The 13,088-nt window shown below is 55.1% G+C and carries 10 protein-coding genes and 1 pseudogene; 4 read left to right on the top strand and 7 right to left on the bottom strand.

Annotated features, from left to right (window positions below; translation table 11 throughout):
• The first annotated feature begins 52 nt into the window (after positions 1–52).
• Positions 53–730 (top strand): dTMP kinase, encoded by a 678-nt coding sequence (locus FBY10_RS24595; protein WP_256663580.1) that lies wholly within the window; start codon positions 53–55, stop codon positions 728–730.
• On the opposite strand, the gene FBY10_RS24590 is transcribed toward FBY10_RS24595, so the two are convergent.
• Positions 683–2,464 carry a GGDEF and EAL domain-containing protein gene (locus FBY10_RS24590; protein ID WP_145338101.1) on the bottom strand — a complete coding sequence of 594 codons (1,782 nt, stop codon included), beginning with the start codon at positions 2,462–2,464 and terminating at the stop codon, positions 683–685. The two genes, FBY10_RS24595 and FBY10_RS24590, sit on opposite strands and share 48 nt — an antisense overlap.
• Positions 2,465–2,916: 452 nt before the next feature.
• Between FBY10_RS24590 and solA the strand changes: the two genes are divergently transcribed.
• Both solA and FBY10_RS24580 read left to right on the top strand, forming a co-directional pair.
• The gene (gene solA, locus FBY10_RS24585; protein ID WP_145338100.1) at positions 2,917–4,101 is read left to right on the top strand and encodes an N-methyl-L-tryptophan oxidase; all 1,185 of its coding nucleotides are present in this window, start codon (positions 2,917–2,919) and stop codon (positions 4,099–4,101) included.
• Positions 4,102–4,427: 326 nt separating this feature from the next.
• A pseudogene (locus tag FBY10_RS24580) lies at positions 4,428–5,296 on the top strand (TrkH family potassium uptake protein); the annotation flags it as partial.
• Between the two features lie 91 nt (positions 5,297–5,387).
• On the opposite strand, the gene FBY10_RS24575 reads toward FBY10_RS24580, so the two are convergent.
• The 4 genes from FBY10_RS24575 to FBY10_RS24560 all read right to left on the bottom strand — a co-directional run bounded on the left by FBY10_RS24575 (position 5,388) and on the right by FBY10_RS24560 (position 9,070).
• Positions 5,388–5,684, bottom strand: a complete 297-nt coding sequence (locus FBY10_RS24575; protein WP_131696339.1) for a DUF6388 family protein — start codon at positions 5,682–5,684, stop codon at positions 5,388–5,390.
• A gap of 17 nt (positions 5,685–5,701) precedes the next feature.
• Positions 5,702–6,817: a D-alanyl-D-alanine carboxypeptidase family protein gene (locus FBY10_RS24570; RefSeq protein WP_237683100.1), complete on the bottom strand. Its 1,116-nt coding sequence runs from the start codon at positions 6,815–6,817 to the stop codon at positions 5,702–5,704.
• A 179-nt stretch (positions 6,818–6,996) separates the two neighbouring features.
• The gene (locus FBY10_RS24565) at positions 6,997–8,412 is read right to left on the bottom strand and encodes a HAMP domain-containing sensor histidine kinase (RefSeq protein ID WP_145338099.1); all 1,416 of its coding nucleotides are present in this window, start codon (positions 8,410–8,412) and stop codon (positions 6,997–6,999) included.
• On the bottom strand, positions 8,390–9,070 hold the full coding sequence (locus FBY10_RS24560) for a response regulator transcription factor (protein ID WP_131696337.1): 681 nt from the start codon (positions 9,068–9,070) through the stop codon (positions 8,390–8,392). The genes FBY10_RS24565 and FBY10_RS24560 overlap by 23 nt, the downstream gene beginning before the upstream one ends.
• Positions 9,071–9,474: 404 nt before the next feature.
• Here FBY10_RS24560 and FBY10_RS24555 point away from each other — a divergent pair, with 404 nt between their 5' ends.
• A complete protein-coding gene (locus FBY10_RS24555) occupies positions 9,475–10,797 on the top strand; it encodes a chloride channel protein (protein WP_131696336.1) in 1,323 nt (440 codons plus the stop codon).
• Positions 10,798–10,803: 6 nt separating this feature from the next.
• Here the strand turns inward: FBY10_RS24555 and FBY10_RS24550 are convergent, their stop codons facing one another.
• Positions 10,804–12,081: a DUF2254 domain-containing protein gene (locus FBY10_RS24550; protein WP_131696335.1), complete on the bottom strand. Its 1,278-nt coding sequence runs from the start codon at positions 12,079–12,081 to the stop codon at positions 10,804–10,806.
• A gap of 107 nt (positions 12,082–12,188) precedes the next feature.
• The coding region (locus FBY10_RS24545; RefSeq protein ID WP_145622936.1) for a sodium:proton antiporter at positions 12,189–13,088 on the bottom strand (900 nt) is incomplete at its 5' end.

Raw genomic sequence — 13,088 nt, 5'->3', positions numbered from 1 at the left:
TCCAGCGTCCGGACAGGGCAAAAAAAACGGTATATCAATTGTTAAGTGAAGAATGAATCGTCCGCTGTTTGTTTCTCTGGATGGGCCCAAGGGAACCGGCAAAACCACGCTGTTGGAGGCCGTTACGAAAGCACTGAGGGCAGATAACAAAAAGGTGATCCGGCTTTGCGAGAGAAAAAGCGATCCCTACCGGGAGGGAACAATGGCGCTTGTTAACCAGCTCGTCAGAAGTCCCTCTCGGGAGTTGGAACTGCGGGTGTGTGAACGCTTTGCTGACAGCCGTGCCTGGATTTCCCAGCAGGTGCTGGCTAAACAGCCACCAGGCAGCATCATCCTGATCGATCGCTGGTACCCGTCGGATGCTGCGTTTCGCCGGATAATTCCGTTTGCAGAGATCCTGCAGTTGAACATTGATCGAAACGTGCGAGTGCCAGACCTGCATGTCGGGATTGTCACTGCCCCTGAGATTTCATGGGCGAGGGCAGCAACACGACGGCGTGGGCTGAGCAGCACGGTGATCCATAAGCTGGAAGAACATAGCGCGTGTACCCAGGCATTCGAGCGAGCGAGTGCAGATCACGGTTGGGTTGTATGTCGTAATGAAGGAACGATCGAAGACGCAACGATGCAGGTGATGTCCGCGATCTACAGAGTCCTTGCTTGCGCGTCCCCGGCAGTCATTCTACCGGCCCCGACCTCCATCGATTCCTTGTGCTATCCAGGCTTCTAATGCATCGGCGCTCATAGGCTTGGCTATCAAATAACCCTGTGCTTCGGAACATCCCCACTGTATTAACAGGTCCAGGATTTCTTGATTTTCTACGCCTTCTGCAACCACCTGGTAGCCGAGCCCCTTAGCCAGTCCGATCAGGGTTTTAACCAGTTGCTTGTCATTTTGATTGCTGCCCAGCCCGCTGATCAGAGATTGGTCAAGCTTGACAGTATTGGCCGGGAGCTCCTTCAAATAAGCCCAGTTGCTGTAGCCGGTGCCAAAGTCATCAACAGCAACCTCTACGCCAAACTTACGGACACGCTCCAGTTGCCGGATGACTTCTTCGGGGTTGGTCATGAGCATGCTTTCGGTAAACTCAAGTTCAAAGCCAGCGGGGTCCAGGCCGTGCTGTTGAATCTCATGGATCATCGCGTCGACGAATTCGGCGCTTTCAAGATCGCTGACGGTAATGTTCATCGCTATCCGCAGGCGCACACCTTGCGCTTTCCAAATAACCGCTTGCTGGATGATTGCGTTGAGCACCCACAATCCAACAGAGGGTATGAGTGCGGTTTTTTCAGCCAAGGGTATGAATTCAGCAGGGCTGATGGGCCCCAGTAAAGGATGTGTCCAACGTAATAGTGCTTCTACTGAATGACACCGTCCTGAGGGCAGTTTGATTTTTGGCTGGTACACCAGGCTGAACTGTTTGTCGGCGCTGACCGCCTCCGGCAACGAACTCAACAACATGAACGCGCGTTGTTGAGCCGCATCAAAATGGGGTTCATAGCGCGACCATCCCAGCCTGCGGTCACGCGCCTCATCCGCAGCGCTGACCACCAGGCGAAGCCAGTCTTGCTGGAGCCCTGAGCTATGAATAGGCAGGACGCCAATCCCAACTTGCATGAGTATGGGGATGGCGTGGCATTCGACAGGCTTTTTGAAGTCCTTGAGGATGTTTTCACAAATGTGCTCGGCCGTTTGATCCTCCTCAAGGAGGAAACCAAACCGCGTCGGGCTAATTTTATAAAGTAGACACTGTGGCGGTAACAGTTTTTGTAGGCGCGCTTTGATTGCCAGGACCAAATCTGTGGCAAAACTGTAACCCAGCGCCTTCACAATATCGTTGAGGAACTTTGGCGAGATGATGTCAACCGCATACGCTTGGCACGCGCTGTGGGTCTTGAGCGCTTGGCGTATATCCTCCTCAAACCGGAGTCGATTAAATAACCCTGTGGGTTGGTCGACGAAGTTTCGAGAGCGCATGCTGTGGATGCGCATCATCACCAGTTCAGCAAAACCGCTGAGCATCGCGCTATCACGCTCACTCATGGCTGCGCGTGAGACTGTATCAATGATGCACAGGCTTCCCAGCGTAAAACCCTCTTCGGTAATCAGTGGGGTCCCCGTGTAATAACGAATATACGGAGGCCCCGTTACCAGGGAATTGTCTTTAAAACGGGGATCAAGCGTCGCGTCCAATACCTCCAGCGCGGCGTTATCCAGCGTCGAGTAAGCGCAGAAGGACACTTCTCGTGGTGTCTGCGTCTCTTTAAGCCCTACGCGCGCCTTGAACCATTGCTGATGCTCATCGACGATCGAAATCAGCGCTATGGGTGCGTTGAAGTAAGCAGAAGCCATCTCGACGATTTTATCGAAGACAGTATCGTACTCGCTGTCAGCTGGACAAAATTTCGCGACCTCTTTAAGCCGTTCAATTTCATTCGGCGGAATAGGAGCGCCTGCGCCCATGACAATCCTCGGAGTGGCTGTGTTTATGTGCACGGTATCAGACGGTGCCATCATTATGATGTTGTTTTTTCTATTCCTCTGATAGCTCAACGGTATGCAGGCAGGCGGCCTCTCCTGTGTTGCCGGGAGAGGCGCGTGTTTGGCCTCAGCACTGCGTAGACCACATGGATCACACGTTGATTTGCTGTTCAGGGCCGGAAGGGTTGCGCTCCGTCTGTGCGGTGTGCCGCGAGAAATCCACTGCCAGCTAAATATTACTTATGACAGTTTTAAATCGACCCAACGTAATTGCAGTTGACGATGACCAGAAGCGAAGGATCGAAGCCTTACCTATGTATTGCAGCGGCAGAGCGGCCGGTGATGTTCGGTTGATAATATGCATATGCTCTTTTAGTCGTTGATTCTTAATCGGTTTCACTTTCAACTGGCTTCTTTTTGACAGGTGAGAGTTGATGTCCGAGCGGTGTGATGTAGTGGTATTGGGGTTGGGGGCCATGGGGGCCGCTACGGTGTATCAGTTGGCGAAGGCGGGTGCGAATGTTGTTGGTATCGACCGCCATCACCCACCTCACAACCTGGGCTCCAGCCATGGCGATACGCGTATTACCCGGCTTTCGGTGGGTGAGGGCGCGCAGTACGTTCCCATTGTGCGCAATTCCCACCGCATCTGGCGCGAGCTTGAGCAATTGTCAGGGGAGTCGCTGTTCGAACAGTCGGGTCTATTGGTTCTGACTTCGAGTCCCGAGTTTGACCCCAACGATAAAACCGACTTCACATTGCGCACCATCGGCCTAGCACAGGCCTATGGCATCGAGCACGACGTTTTATCCGCCGACCAGATTCGCCAGCGCTTTCCACAATTTGCCAACGTACACGACACTGCCATCGGCTATTTCGAGCCAGGTGGAGGTTTTGTACGTCCTGAACGTTGCATTGATGTGCAGCTCAAGTTGGCCGAGCAACACGGAGCAATCCTCTACAAAGGCGAAACCGTCACTGGGATTAGCTCGAATGAGCAGGGAGTCCATGTCACTACGAATCTGCGCACGCTCTTTGCAAACAAGCTTGTGATTAGCGCCGGCAACTGGAGCGGCGGTTTGCTGGGCGAGCCGTTTGACAGCCTGCTCAGCGTCTACCGGCAGAAGCTGTTCTGGTTCGGGCTGGAGGAGGGCGCCGAGTTGGTGGATCACTCACCGACGTTTATCCTCACTCACGGCCGTGGCGACGACAAAATCAACTACGGCTTTCCCGCATTACACGGCGAGGGCAGCCTGAAAATCGCCACCGCGCAATACCACACTACTTCGTTGCCGCAAACAATGGATCGTACGGTCTCGTCGGCGGAAGAGCGGGACATGTATGAGCACCAGGTGCGCGGCCGCATCGTCGGTGTTACCTCGAACGTGGTCAAGTCTGCTGTCTGCGCCTACACCGTGACGCCGGATCGCCATTTCATTATCGATGAGCATCCGTCGTGGCAGCACACCTTGGTGGTGTCCGCCTGTTCCGGTCACGGCTTCAAACATTCCGCCGCGTTGGGCGAGGCGTTTGCACAGTGGTGCATACGCGGTTCGACCGACTTGGATCTCTCGTCTTTCTCCCTTAAACGCTTCGAGCGCTATCAATCATATTGTTAAGTTCAATATCTGCTGACGAAAGGCTTGGAAGCAGAGAGAGGAAAAGAACTAAAGCTAAACGCATACATTCCCTTATTCACATAACGTTTGGTAAAGGGGCGGCGGAACGTCGTGCCCGCGAGCGACTTAAACCATGTGTTAGACGCGAGGTAAGTCAAGCATTGAATGTGCAGGCGACGCCAAATGTACCTCAAGCCGAACCGAAAAGGTGGGCAACGAACGTGCGGGCGTTGGCAGATAAAGAAAGGCGAGGCGATCAATAGCGTTGCACTTCCTAATTGGCCTCAGTTCAAGGCAAAGAGGCATCTACGAAACCCGGGGCGATTCAGACAGAGTCTTCAGACTGGTCGGAAAAAGTGACGCCGCGCTCTCCCATGTGGCAGCCAAATACATTCTGTTTCTCTATTTGGGACTCACAGGAGGCGGAACGCTCGCGCTCTGGATTGCCGGGATGACGCCATTTGATGCCGTCAATCACGCCATGTCGTTGATCTCTACCGGTGGTTTCTCGACGTCGGACGCCTCGCTTGGGCATTGGACACAGCCTGCTATTCACTGGGTGGCAGTTGCCATCATGATTCTGGGTAGCCTGCCTTTTACGTTATACGTCGCGACATTACGCGGCCATCGGCGCGCGCTGCTGAAGGATCACCAGGTTCGTGGATTTATTGGGTTCTTGGTCTTCGCGTGGTTGGCGGTAGGTACTTGGCTTTGTCTTCACAGCGATTATGGATGGTGGGATGCATTTCGTATCGTGGCGGTGAATGTGACATCGGTTGTCACCACCACCGGCGTCGCCGTCGGCGATTACACCGTGTGGGGCAGTTTTTCCGTGTTGCTTTTTTTCTATTTGACCTTTGTGGGGGACTGTTCAGGCTCCACAGCGGGGGGTCTTAAAATCTTCCGTTTTCAAGTGGCGGCAACTTTGACGTTCTCATTCTTTTTCACCATCACGATTGCTGTGATTGCCTTGGGCTTGAGTCTGATTGGGCTGGATTGGACAACGGCGTTGAGCGGTGCCGCTACAGCGGTGTGTAACGTCGTGCCTGGGCTTGGCACAATCATTGGGCCGGCCGGTAATTTTTCATCACTGCCGGATGCCGCCAAATAGCTATTGACCATAGGCATGCTACTTGGACGGCTGGAAATCCTGACAGTGTTAGTGCTCATAACGCCGGTATTCTGGAGATATTGAGTGTTCACTGTTTATAGGCTGGAGCCAAGATAGAGGGTCAGCACTCAGGGCCGTCGCGACGCGAAGCACCGATGCATGTGCGGCCCAAAGGCTACTCGGTGATCCCATTCAGCGTGCAGTAATCCTTCCATGGCATCTCAACCATTTCTGACACTTCCCGATGAAACGCCAGGGTCAGGCGTTTCAGCTCTTGGGGGGACTGCGAAATCATTGTCAGCGTCAGCTCCCACACTTCTACCCCAAGCCTTGCGGCCTCTTGCTCAAAGGCCGATTCAATACACAGTTTCTTTTCAGCCTGACTCAGTCCCTGTACGGCGTCATTGAGGGATGAATCGCCTTCGAAGAATTTTGATAGCGCGAGCTCTTTGCGTAGATCATCGGAGTTCATGACCTTCTCCTCACTATTCACGTTACCTGGGCTTCATCGAACCAGCTGCGAACCGTCTGGGTAAAAAATAAATGCACGGTATCCCACCAACGTCGCCACCAATGACCTTGCTCTGCGTCCACTAGGACCACCAATGGGCGACTCCCCAGCTTATGCTCGGCGTCGAACAGGTCGAGTCTTCCGACGACCGTGCCTGCCGTGATAGGGGCTTCGATGGGGCCATCAAACGCCAGGCGCATCTCGACGTCACGATTTTTATTCTTGGGCAGCGTGAGGGTCATGTCTTCAAGCAAGCCCACATTCACGTAGGGTTGTATGCCTTTCCAGAGCGCCACCTGCGAGAGTACTTCGCCACCTTTCTTATAGGTTTGGGTGGCATAGAAGCGAAAGCCGTAACCCATCAGTTTCTCTGTTTCTGCCGTACGCTTATGGGCGCTACTGGCGCCCAGAACTGCGCTGATCAAACGTTGCCCATCCCGCTGTGAGGAGGCGACCAAGCAGTAGCCCGCCGCCTCTGTGTGCCCGGTCTTCAAGCCGTCATAGGTGGAGTTACGCCATAAAAGCGCGTTGCGGTTGGATTGCTGAATGCCGTTCCAGGTGAAGGTTTTCTTGGCGTAAAGAGGGTAGTAGGTGGTCCCTTCGTTGATGACTTTTCGAGCCAGGGTCGCCATGTCACGTGCGGAAGAATAGTGCTCCGGGTCCGGTAGGCCGGTGGAGTTCATAAAGTGGGTGTTGAGCATTCCCAGTGTTGAAGCGGTTGAGTTCATCATCCCGACAAACCCGGCTTCGCTTCCAGCGATATGTTCGGCCAGCGCAACGCTCGCGTCATTGCCTGAGTCGATGATCACGCCGCTTAGCAAATCGTGAACCGAAGCAGAGCTGCCGGGCTTGAGAAACATCCGTGAGCCACCTGTACGCCAGGCATTTTCGCTCACGACGACCTCATCATTTGCGCTTATCAGGCCAGACTTAAGCTCATGCGTCGTGATATACGCAGTCATTAACTTGGTCAGGCTGGCCGGTGGTAGGCGTGCATCACTGTTGTGGCTGGTAATGACCCTGTTCGTTTTCGCGTCTATGAGTATCCAGGCTTCGGCTCCCAGCTTCGGCGCAGCGGGGATCATTGTCCCCATGGTCGCGTTGGCAGCCAGAGCGGCATTCGCCCAAAGAAGCGGTGGTGTTACACAGAGCACGGTTAAGACACGCAGGAACAACAGATATCTCACAAGCAAAAGGCCTTGGGTCAGCAATATGTGCTGCCAAACTAGGCCTGGGCGCCGAGGCGCTCAAATTAACCAGTATTAAGTAAAATTTAATGTTCAGGTACAGATCGATCCGTGGCTTGACCGCTGAACATCGGGCAGTGAATCAATACGCGTGTTCCCCTGCCCGAGGCACCGGGGTGGATATCCAGTGTGTATCCGTGCAATTTCACTATGGCGGCGACTAACGACAGGCCTAGGCCGTGGCCTGGGTTTATCTGGCTTCCCTCGCCGCGATAGAGCCGGCGAATGACATGCGTACGGTCCGCTTCAGGGATGCCGGTACCATCGTCCACTACTTCAATAATGACAGTTGAGTCCTTGATGCTCCCCCGCAATTCGATATGGCCGCCCTCCGGGGTAAATTTAATGGCGTTATCGAGCAGATTGACCAGCGCTTCGAACAGTAACGAAGAGTCGCCATACACCTGGGGACAATCGCTGGGAATGTCCAGCGAAAGCGTTTGGGCGCAGTCCAGTGCCATCGGTTCGTAAAACTCATGCGCCTGTTTCAACAACGTCATGATCGGGAAGGGCGCAAAGGCAGAGCGGCGACGAATATCCTCAAGCTCAGCGACCCGCAGCAGTCCTTGAAAGCGCACCATGATCGACTCGCTCTCCTCAAACGCCTGATTCAAGGTCTGCTTATGTTCTAGGGCCAGCGGTAACTGCTGGAGCTGATAGAGCCGTGCGCGTAAGCGGGTCAAGGGTGTGCGCAAATCATGGGCAATACCGTCGCAGACGCTTTTCACCTCATACATCAACTGCTCTATGTGATCAAGCATCGTATTGACGGCGTTGGCCAGCATATCCAGTTCATCGCGGCGTGCTGACAACGGCAAACGCTCAGCCAAGTTGCCCGAAACGATACTTTTGGTACACAGCTGCAGGCGTTTGACACGACGCAATGGGCGACGTCGCAGTAAGCGCCAGCCAATCAAACCGGGGATGAGTGTTAATGACAACCCCCACATCAGGGCCTGCTCAATAATGCCACCCACGGCGGAAATCGACCCGCCGTCACGTGCCAAAATCAGGATATGTCCGTCAGGGCGCCGTGCCAGCAAGGCATAGCTGCTTCGGGTTTCGGTGCTGGGTAACGCAATGCTCAGGCCGCGCTCAAGGTAGTGAACCTGGCCGTCGTCGGGTAGGTTGGAGCGCAGTTTCAGCAGGTCGCCGGCGACATGGGTGCCATCGGGTCCAAATAAACCGTAGGCGTCGATCCCGGGGGTCGAGTAAGCCTCACTCGCCGCCAACTCAGCAAGCAGGTTCGAGTCGTCGACCTTTTGATAATAGTGGGCGCGTTGCAACAACGTACGCTCGGCAACCGTGCCCAGATAGTGGGAGATTTCCCAGTACAGTACACCGGTAAAGAGTGCTCCCCACGCCACGAAGAACACCGCGTAAAACCCGATCAATCGACTACCGGACGAGCGCCATTCCTCATTTTTTGGTAGCGAGGACATAGCCGGCACCGCGTATTGTATGGATCACAGGTGAATCTTTGTCGCTTTCCAGCTTTTTACGCAGTCGTCCGATGTGCACATCAATGATGTTTGTCCCGGGATCGAAGTGATAGCCCCAGACGCCTTCAAACAGCATGGTACGAGTGACCAGTTGGCCGGCACTGCGCATCAGGAAGTTGAGCAGTTTGAACTCGGTGGGCAGCAACTGGATGTCTTCGTCATTGCGCGTCAGCTTGTGCTCCACCAAGTCCAGTCGCAGGTTGCCGCAACTGAGGTGTGGGTTGCTGGGGTCTGCGGCGGTGCGTCTGAGCAATGCGTCAAGGCGCGCGATCATCTCGACGGCCGAAAAGGGCTTGGTCAGGTAGTCATCGCCGCCCGCACGAAGTCCCAGAACGCGCTCATCCACGTCCGAAAGAGCGCTGATCATTAGGACCGGTGTCTGAATCCCAAGACTGCGCAAGGTGCTGACAATCGTCAGCCCGTCAAAGTCCGGCAGCATGCGATCCAGCGTAATGGCGTCGTAGCCGCCTGCAATCGCCAAGGCCAATCCCTCGCGTCCAGTGGCAGCCCACTTTGAGCTGAAACCGTGGCGTTGGAGTTCAGCTACGATGATTTCGGCCGTCACCTGATCATCTTCAATGACCAACGCATTACTCATGACTTCCCCCATTTGTGCGTGTTTTTCGGCGCTCCCGACTCAATGCCGACACCCAGTGCAAGCGAACCTTATTGATCTAAGTTGCGCGCGAATACTAACTATTTCTTAACCCACATTAACCCTCTCACCTCGCCTACGCGGATATATTCGTAATAACAGCCGAACGCGCTCACGGACATGAGGGCAAATAATGACAACCTATCTGGCTTTCCTCTTGCTGACATTCGCTTTGGTATGCGTCCACACAAATTGGCTCACCCACAAAATAAAATCGACGTGATGGGGCCACTGAGCTGGGAGTGAATAGCTATATTTATCTGGTCACTGCCGGTTGGACGTGACCGTTTAACCCGTTAATCTTGTTTTTGCATGTTATTGAACCTCAACAACGGGAATCTGCTCGGGTGATCAAACCGATATTGCTGATACGTCGTCGCTTTGCCTCGATCCGATGGCGTACTCGGGTGACACTCTGGGTCGCTGCTACCCTCGCAGGGTTGCTGGTAGTGATGTTCGCCCGGTTGGCTGACCTGGCGCTGATGCAGTTCGCCCAACAGGCCGTCGCCCGGCCGTGGCTGCCGTTTATCTACACGCCGCTGATCGGCATGTTTGTGGTGTGGATGACCTCGCGTTTTTTTACAGGGGCTCAAGGTAGCGGTATTCCCCAGGTGATCGCGGCTACGCGGTTGGCCCACCAAGGCAAGCCCGTGAATAAGTTGGTATCGTTGCGTCTGGCCTTCGCCAAGATAGGGCTCGGTACCCTGGCCCTGACCGGTGGTTTTTCAGCGGGGCGTGAAGGCCCTTCGGTGCAAGTCGCCGCCTCGATCATGCATTTCTTTCACCGTTACCTGCCCAACGCACGCATCATTCGCCCTGAAGACCTCATCCTGGCCGGTGGCGCGGCGGGTATTGCTGCTGCCTTCAACACGCCCTTGGCCGGTGTGGCCTTTGCGGTGGAGGAGCTGGGGCGCAAGTTGGAAACCCGCACCAGCGGGGTGTTGCTCAGCACGATCATTTTGTCGGGTATGGTCGCGATAGCCTTGCAGGGCAACTACAACTATTTCGGGCACTTCGACGTACAAGAGGCCAATTTCGACATCGTTCTTCCGATACTGGCGATTGGTATTGGCTGTGGTGTTATGGGGGGATTTTTCAGTCGGATGCTCCTATGGCCACAGCGGTATCGCAGTTTTGTCGTCTGGGAATGGCGCCGCCTGCATCCAGTCTGGTTCGCAGGTGGCTGCGGCATGATCGTGGCGACTCTCGGTTGGCTCAGCGGTGGGATGTCCTTTGGCAGCGGTTACGGGATCACCTCCCAGATCATCGTGTCCGATGTTGGTTTGCCGTGGCACGCGCCGATTACGCGTTTTCTTGCGACCGTTGTGACTTATTTTTCCGGCATACCGGGCGGTATTTTTGCCCCCTCTTTGGCGGTAGGTGCCGCTGTCGGTGCCAATGTCGCTGAATACTTCGCCTTGGCGGCACAGCCCATCATTGCACTGTGCATGGTGGGGTTTCTGGCAGCAGTCACGCAATCGCCGATCACCTCTGCAATCATCGTGATGGAGATGATCGACAGCCATGGCATGGTCATTAGTCTGATGGCTGTTGCACTGATTGCCAAAGCAGTCAGTGCCAGGATGGGCCCCGAGCTCTATCAGCAGTTGGCGCGTGGCTTTCTGCAATCGGACGGCAGTGGCGCCGCCGCGCAAAAAGCCAACACGTAGATTGGGTCAGTGCAGCAGCGGTCGCGCCGCTGCTCTGAGCTTGTGCCGGTCCTCTTCGAGTACAAGCGCAGTGTTCGCGTGCTTGAGCAGCAGTTCTGCGTACCGTGTACAGGCACCCCTGAACATCGCCGGGTTTATCTGTGCCAGGCTTACAAGGGCCTTCATCATGCGCAGGTCGACTTCCACTAGACCCGCGCCATCTCTGGCAATCGGTGCGAAGAAGTCATCGAACATGTCATCCACCGTCAAACCGCGCAGGTAAACGTGCTGGCAGTGAGCGTCGATTTTCGCGGCGGGTTCTTTAGGTGTACCCCAACATGTCAGGCTTCTGACGCCGCGCCCAATGACGTCAATGGCGGTGCCGGGGTCATTGACGGCCGGCGACAAAGCGCGGGAGGCGATCTCCGACAACACTGACAAGCCGAACCGGGGGTCGTGTTCGAACGTTCGACGCACGCCGATAGCCAGGGTAGCGATGATTTTTTCGTTGCTCGACGCCAGTTCCTCCCCGCGTACCTTGCTCAAGCTAACGGTTCTTGCGAGCGGCATGCCGACATGCACAAAGCTTCCCGGCAAGACGTCCATAAATATCTGTATCTCGTCTGCATTGGCGATCGCGCCTAACGCCTGAACGTCAATGTGCTGGACGTACCCCGTGTGGAGGCTTGTGATGATCAGCGCAGAACTGGGGATCACTGACTCGCAAGGGTAGGCGGCCGCCCCCAAATGCGGCCATTGGACTCGATTGTTAATGGCATCAATGGCTGCCTGCTCGACACGGTCAATAGTTTCTCCCACCCGCCCAAGCTTGGACAAATGATCGATCCAGCGCAGCAGCGTGTAGACAATCAGAATGACCACGACAATGGTTACCGCGAATAGCAAAACCCTCCCTTGTGTACCGTAGGCGCCGGTACTCAGCGCAATGATCCCAACTAGGCTGAACAGGAAGGAGCCGATAAAGGTGGCCAGGGCATTTTGTGTCGTGGTGTCTTCCATCACCAGGGTGGTGGCACGGGGCGTCACACCGCTGCTCGCCGCACCATAGGCGCTGACCATGGTGCTTAACGAAAAGGTCGTCACCGCGAGCATGCTTGAGGCAATGATGCCCAATATCTTATCGACGGCGTCGGCACCAATGCGGGCGGGCAACGACTCGGGAATGTAGTCCTTGAAGAAAACGGCGAGTAACGCGGTCGCAATACCCAGCAACGAAAACAGGCTCGCCCTGAACCACAGCCGTTTGGTCAATTGGTGTAGCACCCAGCGCCAGCGTGCGAGCATTTTTTATACCTTCTGCAAATAACACGATGGGACCCACCGCAAGGATTCAGGGAAACGAAGGCGGTGAGTTGATTATCCTTAATGGAGTGTTTTGTCGGGCCGAGGGTTCATCCCTCGTCTTTGGTTGCCGCACACGGAATGACTCGCTTGACCAATTTACCGATCGACATGCCTTGGATTAGGATAGAAAAAACGACCACCAGGTACGTCAGGGAAACCACGATATCGCGAGCCGCGCCTGAGGGCAGCGACAACGCCAATGCTACCGATATCCCGCCACGCAGGCCGCCCCAGGTCATCACACTCCAGGCACCTTCCGGTAGGCGGAAGCGTTTACCCAATACCGCGATGGGAACCCCTACAGTCAACAATCGTGATAACAAGGTCAGCAATATGACCAGCAGGCCCGTGGTGAGCAATGGGTTGGAGAACTGGATCAGAACGACTTCCAACCCGATCAATACAAACAGCACCGCATTGAGTATTTCATCGATCAGTTCCCAGAACATGTCCAGGTTTTTTTCAGTCTGCTCGGACATCGCATGGGAACGCCCTTGGTTACCCACAATCAGTCCCATCACCACCATCGCCAATGGGCCGGAAACATGGAACTGAGTGGCGAGTGCATAGGCGCCGAGAACCGCGGCCAGGGTGATGAGCACTTCCTCCTGATAGCTATCGATACTCTTGAGCATTCTGTAAGTGATATAGCCCACGCAGGAGCCTAACAGAGCACCGCCTCCGGCTTCCTTGAGTAACAGATACGATGCACCGATAACCGACGGTGCCTCCCCGCTGGCGATCATTGCGACGATCAGCGAAAACAGCACGACACTCACGCCGTCGTTGAACAGTGACTCACCGGAAATGACCAGTTCCACGCTATGGGGCGCGCCGGCAGATTTAAGAATGCCCAACACGGCGATGGGGTCGGTGGGGGAGATCAGTGCGCCAAACACCAGGCAATAAGACAACGGTAGCTGCAGTTCTGTGAGGGACAACAGCGC

Source organism: Pseudomonas sp. SJZ103, from assembly GCF_007828335.1.
Classification (GTDB): domain Bacteria; phylum Pseudomonadota; class Gammaproteobacteria; order Pseudomonadales; family Pseudomonadaceae; genus Aquipseudomonas.
This window is presented reverse-complemented; position numbering and strand designations above follow the sequence as displayed.

Coding starts and splice junctions, on each gene's coding strand:
- FBY10_RS24595 (WP_256663580.1), top strand. CDS start 53: ATGAATCGTCCGCTGTTTGTTTCTCTGGATGGGCCCAAGGGAACCGGC.
- FBY10_RS24590 (WP_145338101.1), bottom strand. CDS start 2,464: ATGGGCGCAGGCGCTCCTATTCCGCCGAATGAAATTGAACGGCTTAAA.
- solA (WP_145338100.1), top strand. CDS start 2,917: ATGTCCGAGCGGTGTGATGTAGTGGTATTGGGGTTGGGGGCCATGGGG.
- FBY10_RS24575 (WP_131696339.1), bottom strand. CDS start 5,684: ATGAACTCCGATGATCTACGCAAAGAGCTCGCGCTATCAAAATTCTTC.
- FBY10_RS24570 (WP_237683100.1), bottom strand. CDS start 6,817: ATGGGGACAATGATCCCCGCTGCGCCGAAGCTGGGAGCCGAAGCCTGG.
- FBY10_RS24565 (WP_145338099.1), bottom strand. CDS start 8,412: ATGTCCTCGCTACCAAAAAATGAGGAATGGCGCTCGTCCGGTAGTCGA.
- FBY10_RS24560 (WP_131696337.1), bottom strand. CDS start 9,070: ATGAGTAATGCGTTGGTCATTGAAGATGATCAGGTGACGGCCGAAATC.
- FBY10_RS24550 (WP_131696335.1), bottom strand. CDS start 12,081: ATGCTCGCACGCTGGCGCTGGGTGCTACACCAATTGACCAAACGGCTG.